The organism is uncultured Chitinophaga sp. (genome assembly GCF_937898475.1).
Taxonomy (GTDB): domain Bacteria; phylum Bacteroidota; class Bacteroidia; order Chitinophagales; family Chitinophagaceae; genus Chitinophaga.
The window spans coordinates 984,090-1,000,749 of record NZ_CALEJS010000016.1 but is presented as its reverse complement, the minus strand read 5'-3'; the positions used below and the strand labels follow the sequence as shown (position 1 = coordinate 1,000,749).

General features: G+C 48.4%; 16 protein-coding genes and 2 tRNA genes. 10 read left to right on the top strand and 8 right to left on the bottom strand.

The features are described from left to right. Positions 1-3: 3 nt before the first annotated feature. On the bottom strand, positions 4-978 hold the full coding sequence (locus Q0577_RS13940; protein ID WP_298737273.1) for a KpsF/GutQ family sugar-phosphate isomerase: 975 nt from the start codon (positions 976-978) through the stop codon (positions 4-6). A 151-nt stretch (positions 979-1,129) separates the two neighbouring features. Between Q0577_RS13940 and recQ the strand changes: the two genes are divergently transcribed. The 3 genes from recQ to Q0577_RS13925 all read left to right on the top strand — a co-directional run bounded on the left by recQ (position 1,130) and on the right by Q0577_RS13925 (position 4,254). Then, on the top strand, positions 1,130-3,328 hold the full coding sequence (gene recQ / locus Q0577_RS13935; protein WP_298737272.1) for a DNA helicase RecQ: 2,199 nt from the start codon (positions 1,130-1,132) through the stop codon (positions 3,326-3,328). Between the two features lie 10 nt (positions 3,329-3,338). After that, complete coding sequence (locus Q0577_RS13930; RefSeq protein WP_298737271.1) at positions 3,339-4,112, top strand: DUF3050 domain-containing protein; 774 nt, start codon at positions 3,339-3,341, stop codon at positions 4,110-4,112. 69 nt (positions 4,113-4,181) lie between these two features. Beyond that, positions 4,182-4,254: transfer RNA gene (locus tag Q0577_RS13925), tRNA-Phe, on the top strand. 208 nt (positions 4,255-4,462) lie between these two features. On the opposite strand, the gene Q0577_RS13920 is transcribed toward Q0577_RS13925, so the two are convergent. The 5 genes from Q0577_RS13920 to Q0577_RS13900 all read right to left on the bottom strand — a co-directional run bounded on the left by Q0577_RS13920 (position 4,463) and on the right by Q0577_RS13900 (position 8,413). Continuing rightward, complete coding sequence (locus Q0577_RS13920; RefSeq protein ID WP_298737270.1) at positions 4,463-4,687, bottom strand: hypothetical protein; 225 nt, start codon at positions 4,685-4,687, stop codon at positions 4,463-4,465. 44 nt (positions 4,688-4,731) lie between these two features. Continuing rightward, positions 4,732-5,304, bottom strand: a complete 573-nt coding sequence (locus Q0577_RS13915) for a hypothetical protein (RefSeq protein WP_298737269.1) — start codon at positions 5,302-5,304, stop codon at positions 4,732-4,734. 386 nt (positions 5,305-5,690) lie between these two features. Continuing rightward, entirely contained in the window at positions 5,691-6,263 is a 573-nt protein-coding gene (locus tag Q0577_RS13910; protein WP_298737267.1) for a hypothetical protein, read from the bottom strand. Positions 6,264-6,635: 372 nt separating this feature from the next. Beyond that, positions 6,636-7,148 (bottom strand): hypothetical protein, encoded by a 513-nt coding sequence (locus tag Q0577_RS13905; protein WP_298737265.1) that lies wholly within the window; start codon positions 7,146-7,148, stop codon positions 6,636-6,638. A 122-nt stretch (positions 7,149-7,270) separates the two neighbouring features. Continuing rightward, positions 7,271-8,413, bottom strand: coding sequence for a tyrosine-type recombinase/integrase (locus Q0577_RS13900; protein WP_298737263.1), 1,143 nt, complete (start codon positions 8,411-8,413; stop codon positions 7,271-7,273). A 63-nt stretch (positions 8,414-8,476) separates the two neighbouring features. Here Q0577_RS13900 and Q0577_RS13895 point away from each other — a divergent pair. The 5 genes from Q0577_RS13895 to Q0577_RS13875 all read left to right on the top strand — a co-directional run bounded on the left by Q0577_RS13895 (position 8,477) and on the right by Q0577_RS13875 (position 12,555). Continuing rightward, positions 8,477-8,539, top strand: a tRNA-Phe gene (locus Q0577_RS13895). Positions 8,540-8,615: 76 nt separating this feature from the next. After that, positions 8,616-9,416 carry a helix-turn-helix transcriptional regulator gene (locus Q0577_RS13890; protein WP_298737261.1) on the top strand — a complete coding sequence of 267 codons (801 nt, stop codon included), beginning with the start codon at positions 8,616-8,618 and terminating at the stop codon, positions 9,414-9,416. Between the two features lie 74 nt (positions 9,417-9,490). Continuing rightward, on the top strand, positions 9,491-9,982 hold the full coding sequence (locus tag Q0577_RS13885; RefSeq protein WP_298737259.1) for a GNAT family N-acetyltransferase: 492 nt from the start codon (positions 9,491-9,493) through the stop codon (positions 9,980-9,982). Between the two features lie 4 nt (positions 9,983-9,986). Further along, complete coding sequence (locus Q0577_RS13880) at positions 9,987-11,771, top strand: DUF885 family protein (RefSeq protein ID WP_298737258.1); 1,785 nt, start codon at positions 9,987-9,989, stop codon at positions 11,769-11,771. 109 nt (positions 11,772-11,880) lie between these two features. Next, complete coding sequence (locus tag Q0577_RS13875) at positions 11,881-12,555, top strand: hypothetical protein (protein WP_298737256.1); 675 nt, start codon at positions 11,881-11,883, stop codon at positions 12,553-12,555. Between the two features lie 107 nt (positions 12,556-12,662). Here Q0577_RS13875 and rpiA read toward each other — a convergent pair whose 3' ends face one another. Then, a complete protein-coding gene (gene rpiA / locus Q0577_RS13870) occupies positions 12,663-13,394 on the bottom strand; it encodes a ribose-5-phosphate isomerase RpiA (RefSeq protein WP_298737254.1) in 732 nt (243 codons plus the stop codon). Between the two features lie 60 nt (positions 13,395-13,454). Between rpiA and Q0577_RS13865 the strand changes: the two genes are divergently transcribed. Both Q0577_RS13865 and cls read left to right on the top strand, forming a co-directional pair. Continuing rightward, the gene (locus Q0577_RS13865; RefSeq protein ID WP_298737253.1) at positions 13,455-14,756 is read left to right on the top strand and encodes an MFS transporter; all 1,302 of its coding nucleotides are present in this window, start codon (positions 13,455-13,457) and stop codon (positions 14,754-14,756) included. Between the two features lie 34 nt (positions 14,757-14,790). Continuing rightward, on the top strand, positions 14,791-16,269 hold the full coding sequence (cls, locus tag Q0577_RS13860; RefSeq protein WP_298737252.1) for a cardiolipin synthase: 1,479 nt from the start codon (positions 14,791-14,793) through the stop codon (positions 16,267-16,269). Here cls and Q0577_RS13855 read toward each other — a convergent pair. Further along, positions 16,264-16,650, bottom strand: a complete 387-nt coding sequence (locus tag Q0577_RS13855) for a hypothetical protein (RefSeq protein ID WP_298737251.1) — start codon at positions 16,648-16,650, stop codon at positions 16,264-16,266. The genes cls and Q0577_RS13855 overlap by 6 nt on opposite strands. Positions 16,651-16,660 lie beyond the last annotated feature (10 nt).

Below are 16,660 nucleotides of genomic sequence, written 5' to 3'. Positions count from 1 at the left end.
CTGTCAAATAATTCCCTCCCTGATAAGGTCATGTAAATGAATGATGCCAATATAGCGTTTATCTTCCAGAACCAGTAATTGGGTAATATCGTGCTGACGCATTTTTTCCAATGCATTTACGGCCAGCTCGTCTTTCTGTATTACTTTCGGATGTTTTGACATAATGTCTTTTGCTGTAACGGCAGCAATAGAAATATTCTTTTCCAGCATTCGTCGCAGATCACCGTCTGTAATAATACCCCTTAACTCATTCTGTTCATCCATTACGGCAGTAACACCCAGCATCTTGGAAGATATTTCCATGATCACTTCCCGCAGGGAGGCGTTTAATCCCACCCTGGGAACCTGGTGTTGCCTGCTCAGATCTCCTACTTTCAGGTAAAGCTTTTTACCGAGCGTGCCGCCGGGATGAAACTTGGCAAAGTCCGCAGCAGTAAAACCGTGCCACTCTATCAGGCACACTGCCAGGGCGTCGCCCATTGCCATTTGGGCAGTTGTGCTGGTAGTAGGCGCCAGGTTATTAGGGCAGGCTTCCTGGCTAACGGTGGTGTTGAGCACCAGGTCCGCCTGCTGGGCAAGGTACGAGGCCGTATTGCCTACCATGGCGACCAAGGGGCTGCCAAAACCTTTTACCAGTGGTACCAGTACTTTTATTTCAGGGGAATTTCCGCTTTTGGAGATGCACAGTACTACATCGTTTTGCTGTATCATACCCAGGTCGCCATGAATAGCGTCTGCGGCATGCATAAACAAGGCCGGCGTACCGGTAGAATTGAGGGTGGCCACAATTTTCTGGCCAATAATGGCGCTTTTGCCGATTCCTGTTACCACCAGTCGGCCAGCGCAGCAGGCTATCAGCTCTACCGCCTTCTCAAAATCGCTGTTGATAAAGGACTGCAGATGGTCAATGGCTGCCGCCTCTACCTGAAGGGTCCGTTTCGCGATCTCAGTAATGTTAATGGCTGTTGTCTTTTTCATGCTGGAGCCACAAATTTACCTTAGTTTATATAATTATATTGTATTTCAGCTGTTTTTTAAGTAACTTCGTGTCCCCTAAAAATCATATAATAGATAACCGTAATCTGTTAGTTCTTTAGAGTTTAGTATTATAAGTTAAATCTTGAATGCAATGGCTGTTGTAAAGGTAAGTTTGTTAGATGCATTACACGAACACTTTGGGTTCGATTCCTTCAAAGGGAACCAGGAGATTATAATAAAAAGCATACTCTCGGGGAAAGATACTTTTGTAATTATGCCAACCGGGGGAGGTAAATCCCTTTGCTATCAGTTACCTGCTCTTATCAGTCCTGGATGTGCACTCATTGTTTCTCCCCTTATTGCATTGATGAAAAACCAGGTAGACCTGGTGCGCTCCTATAGCAGTAAGGACAATGTGGCACACTTTCTAAATTCCACCTTATCTAAAGCACAAATAAAAAAAGTACGTACCGACCTGCTGAGCGGCAAAACAAAACTGCTGTACGTTGCGCCGGAAACACTTACCAAACAGGAGAACCTGGAATTTTTCAGGGATCTCGAGATCTCCTTTATCGCAGTAGATGAAGCGCACTGTATTTCCGAATGGGGACACGATTTCCGCCCGGAATACCGCCGCTTAAAAGAGATGATCGAACAGATCAATCCTAACCTGCCCATTATTGCCCTCACCGCTACTGCCACACCTAAAGTACAAAGCGATATTGTAAAGAACCTGGGATTGAAAGATCCCCAGATCTTCATATCCTCCTTCAACAGGCCCAACCTCTACTACGAGATCAGGCCCAAACGCAAAAAGGAGCAGACCATCCGCGAAATTGTAAAGTTCATTCACCAGCACAAAGGCAAGAGCGGTATTATTTATACCCTTAACCGGAAAACTACCGAGGAACTGGCAGATATGCTGGTAGCCAACAACATTAAAGCGGTTGCCTACCACGCCGGTCTCGATGCCAATACCCGCGCTCAGCGACAGGATATGTTCCTGCTGGAAGAGGTAGAGGTGATAGTGGCTACCATCGCCTTCGGCATGGGGATAGATAAACCCGATGTCAGGTTTGTCATCCATTACAATATCCCCAAAAGCCTGGAAAACTATTACCAGGAAACCGGGCGCGCAGGCCGCGATGGACTGGAAGGCATCTGTGTATGCTTCTACAGCCATAAGGACGTACAGAAGCTGGAACACCTCATGCGCGACAAACCGCTGAGCGAACGCGAAATGGGCGCCCAGCTCATTAACGAAACCGTTGCCTATGCTGAAAGCTCCGTGTGCCGCCGTAAAGTGATCCTGCACTATTTCGGTGAAGCCTTTGATAAAGAGAATTGCGGAAGCTGTGATAACTGCCGCAACCCGAAAGAAAAGATAGAAGTTAAGAACCGTGTGGTGATCGTACTGAAAACCATTAAGGCGCTGGAAGAACGCTTTGGCTCCGAATACGTGGTAAACATCATTACCGGTAAAACCAACCCCCAGATCACCACCTACCGCCATAACCAGCTGGACGTATTCGGAGAAGGAAAAGAGTTTGACGCTCATTTCTGGAACTCCCTTATCCGCCAGATGATGCTGGAAGGCCTGATTGAAAAGGATATTGAGGAATATGGCCTCCTGAAACTACAGGACAAAGGCAACAAATTCCTCAAAAAGCCCTACTCCATCATGGTATCCCTCAACCACCAGTTTGACGAGGAAGGCGGAGACGACGACGAGGTGGCTGCAGAAGCCCAGGCATCTGCCGATCCTGTGCTGTTTGAAATGCTGAAGGACCTGCGTAAAAAAGTTTCAAAAGAAAAGAACCTGCCGCCCTTTGTTATTTTCCTCGAAACATCCCTGGAAGATATGGCCACCCAATACCCTACCACTATCCAGGAGCTGGAAAAGATCCAGGGAGTGAGCAAAGGCAAAGCCATGCGCTACGGTAAGCAGTTTGTAGAAGTGATCTCTAAATATGTACAGGAAAATGATATCGTAAAGCCCGACGACTTTGTCATGAAAAGCGTGGTGAATAAAAGCGGGCTCAAAGTGTTCATTATCCAGAATATTGATAAGAAAATGCCGCTGGAAACCATCGCCAAAAACAAGGAGCTCAGCATTGCCGAGCTGCTGGATGAGATGGAGACCATTGTTGCCAGTGGCACCAAACTGAACCTGGATTACTGTATTGACGAAGAGCTGGATGATTATGCACAGGACGAGATCATCGAATATTTCAAAGGTTGCGAAACCTCCAGCCTGGCGCTGGCCCGTGAAGAGCTCATCGAAAGCGATTATACCATAGAACAGCTGAAGCTGATGCGGATCAAGTTCCTGGTAGAGTACGGAAACTAAGGACTGGCTAATGATACAAACGATCAGGGACACCATTGCTCCCGTCAGGGAACAGATTGTACAGCACCCGCTGTACCAACGCATGCAACAGATGGATGATATACGGGTATTTATGCAGTACCACGTATTTGCAGTATGGGACTTTATGTCTCTGCTGAAATCTTTACAGCAACAACTCACCTGTACCACCATTCCCTGGGTACCCAGCGGCAGTGCCGCCACCCGTTTTCTTATCAATGAGATCGTCACCGGTGAAGAAAGCGATATTGCGCCGGATGGTTCCCGCCTTAGCCATTATGAGCTGTACCTACGGGCTATGGAACAAGCTGGCGCGGATACCGGTGCCATGCAGCAATGCCTGCAGCAACTGCAATCCGGTAAAAAAATAGATGAGGCGCTGCATACTGCCAGTATACCCACTGCGGCGCAAACTTTCATGCAGCACACTTTTAACCTCATCTTTCATGCCCCCGTTCATGTACAGGCCGCCGTTTTTACTTTTGGTCGTGAAGACCTGATCCCGGATATGTTCCTGGCCCTGGTAAACGACCTGGACAAGCAGTTCCCCGGGCAGATCAGCCTTTTTAAATACTACCTGGAACGTCATATTGAAGTGGATGGAGACCATCATAGCCATCTGGGCATGCAAATGGTAGAAGAACTCTGCGGATCTGATAATGCTAAATGGCAGGAAGCCGCCATGGCTGCTAAGGCAGCATTGGAAATGCGCCTCCTGTTATGGAATGGTATCCTGCAGGATATCAGGAGTCCTGTAACAATTTGATCCAATAATATTTGGAAATGTGAATTGAAAAATATTATCTTTGCACTCCCTTCGCAAGAAGGACAGGATGGTGCGGTAGCTCAGTCGGTAGAGCAAAGGACTGAAAATCCTTGTGTCGGCGGTTCGATCCCGCCCCACACCACAGAAAAGAAGCCACAAAGTTTGTGGCTTTTTTTGTGCCCGGAAGTGGCTGGGCAAGGGTTTCAGGCAAGTCTGGTTACCTTGATGATCCAACGAAGAGACGGTGAATGAATGTGGTTTTCGTGGGTTGGTTTGAGCAGGAAACAGGGGCTGTTTGTCTCATTTGCTGTCTCACTTTTTCGGTCTTTAACAGCCGCCCGGCTCCCTGTTTAGAAGACCTTCAGCGTGGTCGTTAGAAAGCTATAGCAGACTGTACGCCATCGCCCATTGACAGCAATCGACACCTCCGGTTCCCCGTTTTTCCCTGTCCGTACTTGTATATCTGTGACGAAGCCGAAGACATCACCACCAAAGGCATCGGTGAAATTCACCATGCGACCTGTGAGTTTCTCGTGGCGGTCTGTTTTGAGTTCTTGGATGTTCTGTTTGTCCATTTGTGGCTGGTTGTACAAGAGCCTACTTCAGTACCATTCATTGTTTAAAAGCTGAAGGTTTCGGTTTTTCCGTTGCCTTGTCGTTTGGTGTCCCCAACCTCAAAGCGGAAAGAGTGTGGTATCCGTGTTTCAAATATAGACTTCCCGCTGTTCAGATAGTCATTATCAACGACCGTATATCTCGCATACTGCGTCCCTTTCTGCAATAAGTCCGTCTCGAAGCCCCGGTTGTCTTCCTCCCTTTTATAGCCTGCTCGTACCTTTTGGTCGATGAGGGTTTTTCTGATACGGAGTAACAGTTCTAAGTCCGAACTTTCTCCCGAAAGAACGATGGCTTGGGGTTTCCCCGCATCGTTATACTGGATTTCCACGTCCGCCTTCACCTCGTCCCCCGCACTGAAGATGGAAATCTTCGCCGCTGCCTTATACTTGCTGTATAGCCGATCCAAATCCGATATAGAGGGCTTCTTAGGCTTGGACTTCACTGGCTCCACAGGCATGTATTGTCCAATGTCGACAGTTTTCTGTTGCTTGGTTTGAGAAAGGCTGGTCTGGGGCCATAAAGTAACCGAAGAGGCGCAGATTACCCCCAGCAGCCATTGTAATGTTTGTTTCATAGTTCAATTTTAGGGTGACCCGGCAAGATAGCCTATCCCAACGGCTTTCCCTCACCTTTCAGCCGGAAAATCTTCTCCCGATCATTCTGATTCCATCCCTTCCGGGTCACACCTAAAGCCGAAAAACTATGGCTTCTTTCTGTACCTCTCCATGTATACCCAAAGCTGATCAAACAACTCGTCGAAGACAGCCAGAATCATATCCCTCTCGGCATTGCTCAGAGCAGGAATGCTTGAAGTGTGGCCTCTCATCTTCCTGTAAAACGTTGGGATACTCCACGAACACTCCTGAGATACCCTCTTGCGGAAGTCCAAAGGTAGATTCATCAAACGGCAGTGTACATCCAGAAGCATGTTCATTCCTTCCGGGCCGGGTGGTGGTGCTTTTAGCATTGCGTTGCAGTGTTTGGGTGAAGAGAATGAAGGTCGTTGACAATTGCCTTGATTACCTCCGACATGGAAGGATGCGCGGTGACCGGATCAGTAGTCCCCCACCACGTACAGCCATAGCCCCGGAGAACAGCCTCGCCCTTCTTCACAAGCGCCTCGCCCAACCAGTAAGGGATTGCCCACCAGCTAAATATCCGCCTTCTGAAGGCCCGTGCCTCTTCATACACATCAATAGAAGCCTTCAGCTCCGCAAGTTCCCTTTCGGTCACCTCTCTCTCCTCCTGCGGCCAATAGCCTTTCAGCCGTGCCATTAACATTTCCTGCCTTTGGTTCCATTCTTCAATCTGGGCAAAGTACAAGGTTTCTGGAAGTGCTATTTCCTTGTCGTCCTGCTTAACCACATAGGCGAAGCTGTTAGGCTCCGAAAGCTCGTCCAGTTCTACAATTGCTATTCGCTCATCTTCACCTGCCCATCGGTCAATTCTTAAAAGTACGGCGACCAGTTGTGTTTGATCTTGGCAAAGCGGCCATTCTGGGGACCATTGCCCCCTGTGATTTTCCTGTTCCATGATTGATACTGTGGTTTTTGGATTAAGTGTTTGCCGGGGTACTTTCCCAGCGCAAACTTGGTAGGGGTATCGTTGTGAAGATGGTACCGTCCTCTGGTGGGCGAGACGTGAAAAAAAACGCTCTAAAGAGGGCGGGAATGTGAAGCGGGGGTTCTTTCAAGGGTACCGATGTGAAAGATTAGGGAGGAAGCCGGCTGAAATGTGAAGTTTCCTATGGGTAGTATTTAGCGAGAACCTACGGAACGCTGATACTCACTGCTGACAGGTTCGGTACAGTTAATACCACAGCCCTTAGTAATATGGCTACCGCTGCATGGGAAGCTATACCGTTGACTTTTGTGATACTGATGCCAGCAAGGGAGGGGAGTACTTTTAGAGTTGAAGCATTTGGTACGGGGAAAACTTTGTGTCCTTTCCCTGCAAAGGTTTTATCATATCTTGGGTAACCTTCTTTGACCCATTGAGAACGGAAGAAGTGGCAGCTATAGTTGCTGGAATATCCCCCTTCCGTATAAACCAAGGGTTAACAATATGGATTGTTGCCTCTTCAGTTCGGTGCAACACGCCCCTAGCCCGAAGACTTGAAATCGCCTTCTTATCTCTGCTGTCTTCCCGATGGTCAAAATACCATAGCATGTTATTCCTGCATAGTTCTTCGATTATTGTAACAGCCAACCGAAGTTCCCGTGCTTCCAAAGATCTAAGAAGGGATGGCTGAACTATTGTGAAGTCGGTTGGTACAAAATGTTCTTTTTGTTCCAGTTGCTCCCGGGTATATCCTGCCCACTCAATGGTGGTTTTCCCAATCGACTTCCTTTGACTGGCTTCTCCTGCTTTCTGCCAAAGCTCAAGACAAGTCATCTGAGAGCGCGGTATATTTTTCATGAAGGCAAAGATACAAGGAAGTGGGTACATTTTCGTACCTATTACATGACAAAAAGGGTACGTTTCTGTACCCACTGTTTCCGCCTAAACATCCAACAAATGGGGGATTATTATATACCTCTCTATAGACAAGCAGGTAACTCGGGAAGGTCTTCCAGCGAGGTATCTACCACCAACCCCAGATTCCGAAGATACAGAAGCGTTACCCGTAGGGAACTATGCCCGAACGCCTGCTGTATTTTGTACGGGTCTTTCGTCTTCAGGTACATGTTCACCGCCGCTGTATGCCGGAAGGAATAGAGGGTGTGGCTTTCACTGATAAGCCCTTCCCGGAGCATATCTTCCTTGATCCTTGACCACGCAGTGTTGAAATAAGACGCATTGAAGACACCAGTCCCGCGGGTGAAGAGGTTCACGCCTTCTTCAAACTCCGGGATGCCACGCCGGATCAACTCTTCCTGCACATACAGCGGAACGAGAACCGTCCGTATCCTGCGGCTTTTGTTCTGCTCCCCGGAGAGGCTGATCTTGGTGATGCCTTCGTCAAAATGGCCTCTTCTAAGCAACCGTATTTCCTGATGTGGCCGAAGAAGACACCCATACATAAGAAGGCAGCAGAGATATACGTCTTCGTGCCGTTCCCTGACGAATTGCAAGACCTTCTGTAACTGCCCCTGCTTATAAGGGAGGTTTAGGTAGGCAATCTGCTTCAGCTTGCCGGTGTCCTTTACCGGGTTGCTGGACAGCATCTTCATAGCAATAAGCCGGGCGAAGAGAGAAGACAACGTCCGCCGCCGGTTCATGTAATTGGTTGCTGTCGTTCTGAAGGGCCGCAGAAACTCGTCCATGTGATCGCTTGTAAGGCTGGATAGAGGTGTGGCCTCCCGCTTGTTCTTCTTCAGGTAGCTGGCAAACCGTTCACATAGGGCCAGCAAATCCCGGCGGTACAAGCTGCTGACCGCCTCCTGCTCGATCTGTGTCTTCAATTGCTGGAAGGCGCGGCCGCTTGAGATGGCTGCTGCCTTCTTCGGTTGGTCGGTCTGCTGGTCGGGCCTCCATCCCTGCTCCAACTTCTTCTTCAGGTGGTAACATAGCATGGACAGGGCCTTCTCTCTGTCCTTGTCGGTCTTCGCCTTGTTGGGGTTGCAGTTGATGGATAGCGCCCTGCCGTTATAGAGCTTGAAACGCTTCCCTTCGATGTGAGCAAAAACGAAGTAACGGCCATCCGGTTGAGATGGCCGGTGGATTCTTGGTTCCAAGAACATAAGCACATGGCTTGTGTCTCATACGCTGTCTCATTGGGGCTGTGATCGGCTGAAACCCGCACTGGCAGTCGGTAGAGCAAAGGACTGAAAATCCTTGTGTCGGCGGTTCGATCCCGCCCCACACCACGAAACAGAAAAGGGTTTGATGCGATCAGCGTCGAACCCTTTTTCTTTTGCCCACAACCTTCGTAACTTACACCCCATGCCAGATCCTGTTGTGTATGCCAAAGGCTGTTATGTTGGATCAAAAGTGAAAGAAAAAACCATCGGGTACATCACTACCAGCGAAACCGTGTTTCCGGAAAATTATACGTCCGACTGGCATTGCCATGCAAACCCTCATTTCTCCCACGTCCTCTCCGGCGGCAGCCGGGAAATAAGAGAAAAGAAAACCGACCAGCAAATAGCGGGAACCGGTTTGTATTACTATCCCGGTATTATTCATCAGAATGTGCATTACCGACCAGGTACCCGCATATTTAATCTGGAAATAGACGAGGCTTTCTTTAAAACCTATAACCTGGCTATTCCCCCTGAATCGCTCATGCATGAAAGCAATGCTGCCCTCAACGCCGGCGGCCTCACCCGGATTTTAAAAGAACATTATTACAACGATGCCTGCAGCAGGCTCGCTATAGATCAATTATGTATCAGTTTAATTGACACCAACCCCACCCTAGAAAAACACCATCCCTCCTGGGCCAGGCAGATCCCCGCCGTGTTAAATGATCTTTGGAATCAGCCACTCTCCCTCAGCGACTTTGCCGCCCAGGTAAACGTACATCCCGTAACACTTTCAAAATACTTCAGCCGCTATTTCTCCTGCACACTGGGTGAATACTTCAGGAAAGTTAAAATTGAAAAAGCACTCGGACTGATCCGCAGCAGTCAACTCTCTTTAACAGAGATCGCCTACAAATGCGGCTTTTCAGACCAGGCGCATTTTACAAGGACCTTCCACCAACTCACCGGTATGCTGCCTAAACAGTACAGGAAGATCTGATCAGCAGCCCGCGCTAATACCATACAATTTTAACCAAACCCCGCCGGTTACCTTTGCATCTTCAAGGGTAAAATATGCAACCTGTTCAACTAAGGCTTATCGCTCAGCAAGACAATGGTACGCTGGCGCACATTATCCGCAGTACGCTGCTTTCATTTGATGCCGCAGTGCCGGGAACCGCTTTCTATGATCCTGAACTGGACACACTTTCTGAAACCTTTCAAGCGCCCGGATCCAGGTATTGGGTAGCTGAACAAAACAACACCGTCATAGGCGGAGCAGGTATTTACCCCTCCCCCGGACTGCCAGCTGCTTATTGCGAACTGGTGAAGCTTTACCTGCTGCCCGAAGCCAGGGGAAAAGGCATTGGTAAAATGCTGATTGCAGCCTGCCTCCAAAGCGCCGGCCAGCTGGGTTATACGCATGTTTACCTGGAAACAATGCCGCAGCTGCACATGTCACTGCCGCTATATGAGAAAATGGGATTTACCCGCCTGGAGCAACCTATGGGTAATACACAACATTTCGGATGCAACATCTGGATGCTTAAATCGCTTTTACACTAACGTTATGAAACATTCCATGCTTAAGATCACCATCCTGCTGTTTGCATACTGTGGTTATGCTGGTCAGGATGCTGCTGCTCAGGCACGAAATCTGTCGCTGCACCGTCTTTTCGAAGATTATTATAAAGAAAGCCTGCAGCTTGATCCCATCACTGCAACATTCAGCGGCGATCACCGCTATGATGACCAGCTGGCAAATGATGGAGCCGCTCCTTACTTAAAACAGAAAGAACAATCTGATAAAAAATACCTGGGCCTGCTGTCCGAATATAATAGAGCATCACTGAACACGGCAGACCGCATCTCTTTTGATGTACTGAAGGACATGCTTGAAATGGACCTTGAGAAGATGAACTATCATCCGGAATACCTGCCAATTAACCAGTTCTCCTCCCTTCCGCTGCTCATCGGACAGTTGGGCTCCGGCAATTCTGCGCAACCCTTCCAGACCGTAAAGGATTATAACAACTGGATTAAACGTATTGCTGCATTTTCCACCTGGACAGATACCACTATCGCCAACATGAAAAAAGGCATGGCCATCGGTATGGTCTTGCCTAAAGCGCTGGTGCTGAAAATGATACCGCAGATGGAAGACCTTGCAGGAAAAGATACCGCGAAGAACATACTGTTCCTTCCCCTCAATAAGATCCCTGCAGCTATTCAGGGCTCAGACCGTGAGCGGATAAAACATGATTTGCTACAGGCATTAATAACACAACTGCTGCCTGCTTACCAGCGGCTGGCAGATTTTCTGAAGAACGATTATCTGCAACATGCTGCTGATGCCGCCGGACTTTCCGCTGTTACCAATGGCGCGGAACTGTACAAATATTATGTGCGGTATTTCACCACTACCCACCGCTCGCCGGAGGAGATCTATGAAACAGGCCTGAAAGAAGTAGCCCGCATTACCGCAGCTATCGAACAACAAAAAGTGCAGAGCGGTTTCAAAGGCAGCCTGCAGGAATTCTTTGTCTTTCTCAGAACAGATCGCCGGTTTATGCCTTTCAAAACACCGGAACAGGTGTTAAACGCATACCGGCAGATCTATGATAAGATCACGCCCCATCTGCATACGATACTCAGCCTTACGCCAAAGTCAAAGTTCGAGATTCGCCGGGTAGAAGCCTTCCGTGAAGCATCACAGAACGGACCTTCCTATACCATCGGCGCAATAGATGGCAGCCGACCCGGAATTTTCTATGTTCCTATCCCGGATGCTACAAAGATCAATGTAACCTTCATGGGTATGGAAGCCACATTTATACATGAGGCCATTCCAGGGCATCACTACCAGATCTCCCTGCAGCAGGAAAACACCACGCTGCCTACATTCAGACGGCAGATCAACTACAGTGCTTTCACTGAAGGATGGGCCATGTACTGTGAATCCTTCGGCAAACAACTGGGCTGCTATAACGATATGGCACAACAGATAGGCGCCCTGAACAACGAAATCCACCGCGCTATACGCCTGGTGCTGGATGTTGGCATTCACACCGGTAAAATGACAAGGGAAGCGGCCATTGCCTATATGCTGCAGCATGAATCTATCAGTGAAGAAGAAGCAGTGACCTCCGTTGAGCGTTATATGGCAATGCCCGGACAGGCGCTCTCTTACAAAACGGGCCAATTGGAAATATTCCGGCTGCGCGATAAATACCAGCAATTGTTAGGCCCCCGCTTCAACATCGTCAGCTTTCATGATGCCTTACTGGCGCAGGGAGATATGCCGCTGAATGTGCTTGAACATTATCTTGATGACTGGGCTGCTGCACAGCAATAATCACAAAGCCGGGCCTTAATTGTAAAGTCAGGCTTTACAGTAAAACTATTTAAAGATCACTTGTTTTGAAGTATTTCATAGAAATTTGCAGTACCCAATCAGCTGATCTATGCGTTTCAGAAAATTACACCTGCTCTGCAATAATGCAGCCAGTCAGCAGGCCTTTTATGCAGGCCTGCTTGGCCTGCCGCTTGTACACAGCTATGAAACCGGCTTTTGTGTACAGGCAGGTCATACCCTGCTGGAGTTTTCACAAACCCGGAACCTCAAGGATACTCCCTACCACATCGCCTTCAACGTTACGCCCCAATTGCTGCCGGATGTAGTACCTTTCCTGTCTGATAAAGGTGTTACGCTCATCCCGAAAGACGGCGCCGCCGTAGTCGATTTTCCAAACTGGAACGCCCGCTCTGTTTACTTTTATGATGCAGAACAGAATATCATGGAATGCATTGCGCGCTACAACCTGCAGCAGGACACGCATGATACGCACTTCAGCGCAAAACATATGCTGTGTGTCAGCGAAGTAGGTGTGCCTGTAGATGATACTGCCGCTTTTATCCAAACGCTGCAGTCCCATACTACGGTTGATGTCTGGAAAGACTATGGCGATCAGTTCAAGGCTGCAGGCGATGAAGAAGGCCTGCTAATCGTTGTCAGCAAAGGCCGTCACTGGTTCCCTACCAATCACCCCAACAGCATCCTGCCCATCCGCCTGGAAATTGCTCAGGAAGGCCGGTTATTTCACTATAACGGTCACAGCTATACTTTTGGTTTTGAATGATATCCCTGGAAAACAAATATGCCGGATCCGGTCCGGCATATCAGTAAAAAATATACTGCTATTTTATTTTCAAACAGGCATTCACGTTATAACTGTGCTGCTCAGCTTTACCGCTGGAGTATTTTTGTGCTGCCATCCTCAAAGCCCAGCACTACTGTATGCGCCATCTGTACAAACAATCCTGATTCTACCACACCAGGAATATCATCAATGGCTGCATTCACAGCTGCGGGATCCTTTATGGTGCCAAAAGCGCAATCAATAATGTAGTTCCCGTTATCTGTGATAAATATCTTGCCGTCTTTCTTTCTTAACTCCGGCTTACATCCCAGGCTTTCCAGCTTAACCCGGGTGATTTCCCAGCCAAATGGGATCACTTCTACTGCCAGCGGAAACTTTCCAAGCACAGGTACATACTTATGCTCATCTGCTATGATCACCAGCTGCCGGCTATGATAGGCTACTATTTTTTCACGCAGCAGGGCGCCGCCGCCGCCTTTAATGACATCCAGTTTTTCACTTATTTCATCTGCCCCGTCAATATCCATATCTATGTGCTGCGTTGCTGCAAAGGTGGTCAGCGGTATACCCAGATCACCCGCCAGCCGGGCCGATGCTTCAGAGGTGGCAATGGCCCTGATATCCAGTCCCTGCTTCACCATGGATCCAATTTTTTGTATGGCCCAGTAGGCGGTAGACCCGGTTCCGAGACCAACCACCATTCCCGGACGGATCAGCTCCGCCGCTTTTTCTCCTGCCACCTTTTTGGCATTTGTAATGGTATCCTGCATAGTATAACTGATATTGATCTGTTGCGAAGATACAAGAACAGCCCACATCCTGATAATTTATATAAAAAGCGTTTATTTTTGACCTTCTTCCCGGTTCAAAAATATTCCATGATAAACACCGCTCCTTCCACGCAACACAATACCGCCTGGCGGCTGAAAGCCATCATCACCGGTTCTGCAGGCAACCTGGTAGAATGGTACGACTGGTACGCCTACGCAGCCTTTACCCTGTACTTTGCTCCCGTCTTTTTCCCGGATGGGAACGATACCGCAAAGCTGCTCAATACCGCCGCTATTTTCGCCGTAGGATTCCTGATGCGGCCCATTGGCGGCTGGCTGTTCGGGCGTATTGCAGACCGTAAGGGCCGTAAGGCTGCCATGACCCTTTCTGTGCTGTTAATGTCACTGGGTTCACTCATGATAGGCCTTACACCGGGCTACAAAACCATTGGTATCCTCGCTCCCATCCTTTTATTACTCGCACGTTTGTTACAAGGCCTGAGCGTTGGTGGCGAATACGGCACCTCTGCCACTTACCTGAGCGAGATTGCCACCCCTGAAAAGCGGGGATTCTTTTCCAGCTTCCAGTATGTTACCCTCATCGGTGGTCAGCTCATCGCCCTGGGTATCCAATTGCTGCTGCAGAAAATATTTCTTAGTCCCGCCCAGCTCACCGAGTGGGGATGGCGCATACCTTTCTTTATTGGCGCACTGCTGGCTTTGGTGGTGCTTTATATGCGCCGCAATATGCAGGAATCTGTCAGGCTTGATGAACAGAAGTCGGAACGCGGTTCCCTGGCCGTGCTGATCAGACAACACCCCCGCGCCGTACTTACTGTAATCGGCCTTACCATGGGCGGCACGCTGGCATTCTATACCTATACTACCTACATGCAGAAATTCCTGGTGAATACGGTGCATCTCAGCAAGGAGCAATCAACGCTTATTGTTTTTATACTTATGCTCATCTACGCCTGCCTGCAGCCTTTGTTTGGTATGCTATCAGATAAATACGGGCGCAAACCTTTACTGATCGGCTTTGGTATATCAGGTACCCTGTTCACCGTTCCCATATTAACCACACTCAGTCATACCACTTCTGCCATCAGCGCATTTTTACTGATACAGGCAGCACTGCTGATCGTAAGCGGCTACACCGCTATCAATGCCGTTGTTAAAGCAGAGCTCTTCCCTGCCGAAATAAGGGCCCTGGGCGTAGGTTTACCTTATGCCCTCACGGTAGCCATATTTGGCGGTACGGCAGAATATATAGCCCTCTATTTTAAACACATTGGCAACGAGCCCTGGTACTACTGGTACATTACCTTATGCATTTTTATCTCCCTGATCGTATACGTGTTGATAAGAGATACCAGGCATACTTCCTATATAGACAGGGATACCAAATAAGCTTTATCTTTATCTGTATAATACCTTTCAATCCGTGTTTACCATTCTGAGCTTACTGAAGGAAACCAACTGGCACCTGGTAATAAAGATCATCAGTATTGTACTGGTGTTGCTCTCCTTCATCGGTGTGGTAGGCACCATACTGCTGGAGAACCGCAATCCCATCAAGGCCATGGGCTATATCCTGCTGCTGATTTTTGTTCCGCTCCTGGGATTGATCGTGTATTATTACCTGGGGCGCGACCTCCGCAAAAGAAAGCGTTTCACGTTGAAAGGTACACGGGATGAAACATTGATGCTGCGATACTGGGAAAACAAGCGCCCCGAGATAGAACAGATGCAGGTAGAGCTGCGACAGCAGGTAGCAAGCAAGCAGGAGGTCTCGGCCATGTTGTTAAACACCATGCATTCACTGCTTACTAAAAATAACCGTGCAAAAGTACTGATCAACGGAGAGCAGAAATTTCCTGCAGTCATGGATGCCCTGCGTAATGCAGAGCATCACATTCACATGGAATATTACATTTTCGCGGTAGACAGCATTGGCAATGCCGTGGTGGATATCCTGATAGAAAAGCTGAAAGCCGGTGTGGAAGTGCGTTTTATTTATGATGATCTTGGCTGCGATCACATGGGCCCCATCACCAAACGTCTTAAAGAACACGGCGCAGAAGTATATGCCTTTTCACCGGTGCTGGTTGACTTTTACCTGAACGCCAACTACCGCAATCACCGCAAGATCATTGTGATTGATGGAAAGATTGGTTTTACCGGTGGCATCAATATGGATGAGCGCTACATCAACAACGGCCACAACGAAGTATACTGGCGGGATACACATCTGCAGCTGGAAGGCGATGTGGTGAACCAGCTGCAGCTGCAATTCATGATGAGCTACCGTTACTGCAGCAAAGAAAGTTTTCCTTTTGCTTTCCCGTACTTTCGCCGTGCAGAATTTACAGCAAACTGCTTTACAGATATTGTTGCCAGCGGACCCGACTCACAATGGCCCATGGCCATGCAGAGCATACTGATGGCCATCAATGTAGCAAGGCGACGCATCCGCATCAGCAATCCTTACTTCATTCCCAATGAACAATTGTTAAGCGCGCTGCAAATGGCCGCGCTGGCAGGAAAAGATGTAGAACTTTTACTTCCCAAACGTGGCGACTCCTTCTTTGTACAACATGCCGCTCAGTCATTCATAAAACCCATGCTGGATGCAGGTGTAAAGATCTACTTTTACGAAAAGGGATTTATACATGCAAAGACCATGATCATAGATGACAACCTGGCGATTGTTGGTACGGTCAATCTCGATAATCGCAGCTTCTATCTCAATTTTGAAATTGCCATTATCATGTATGATCGACTGGTAGTAAAGGAGCTGCAGGATGCCTTTGAGAAGGACCTCGAAGATGCAACACTCATCACCCGCCGGTCCTGGAAAAACCGGTCATTGTTTGAAAAATTTATAGATGCCCTCTGCAGGTTGTTAACACCCTTGTTATGACGGATCTTCTTCCAGGTCTTCATGACGGTCGCCACCCAGACTGTAGAAGTTATTTTCCTCGTCTTCATTCCCGATCTCTTCATTACTGTTATCCAGTTCTGCGCCAGGAACGTCCAGTCCTTCTTCTTCATCCGGAGCCGGTGGTTTTTGTGGGGAATGTTTATGCCCCTTTCCCCTGTCGCTTCGGGAAAGGTTTTCCACATCCAGATCTTCCTTTTCTCCCCGGTTCATGATATCTTCTCCGGGTGGATAAACGGGATAACCCGGAAAGGTCTTGTCTCTTTTCTCCTCCAGCTCGTCTATCTTCGGTGGTAGTGGCTTGTCTGCCTGTTCCTTTTCACGTGGAACCTTCTGGCCTGGTTTCGGTTGCTTACTTTTCATACGCAGCATT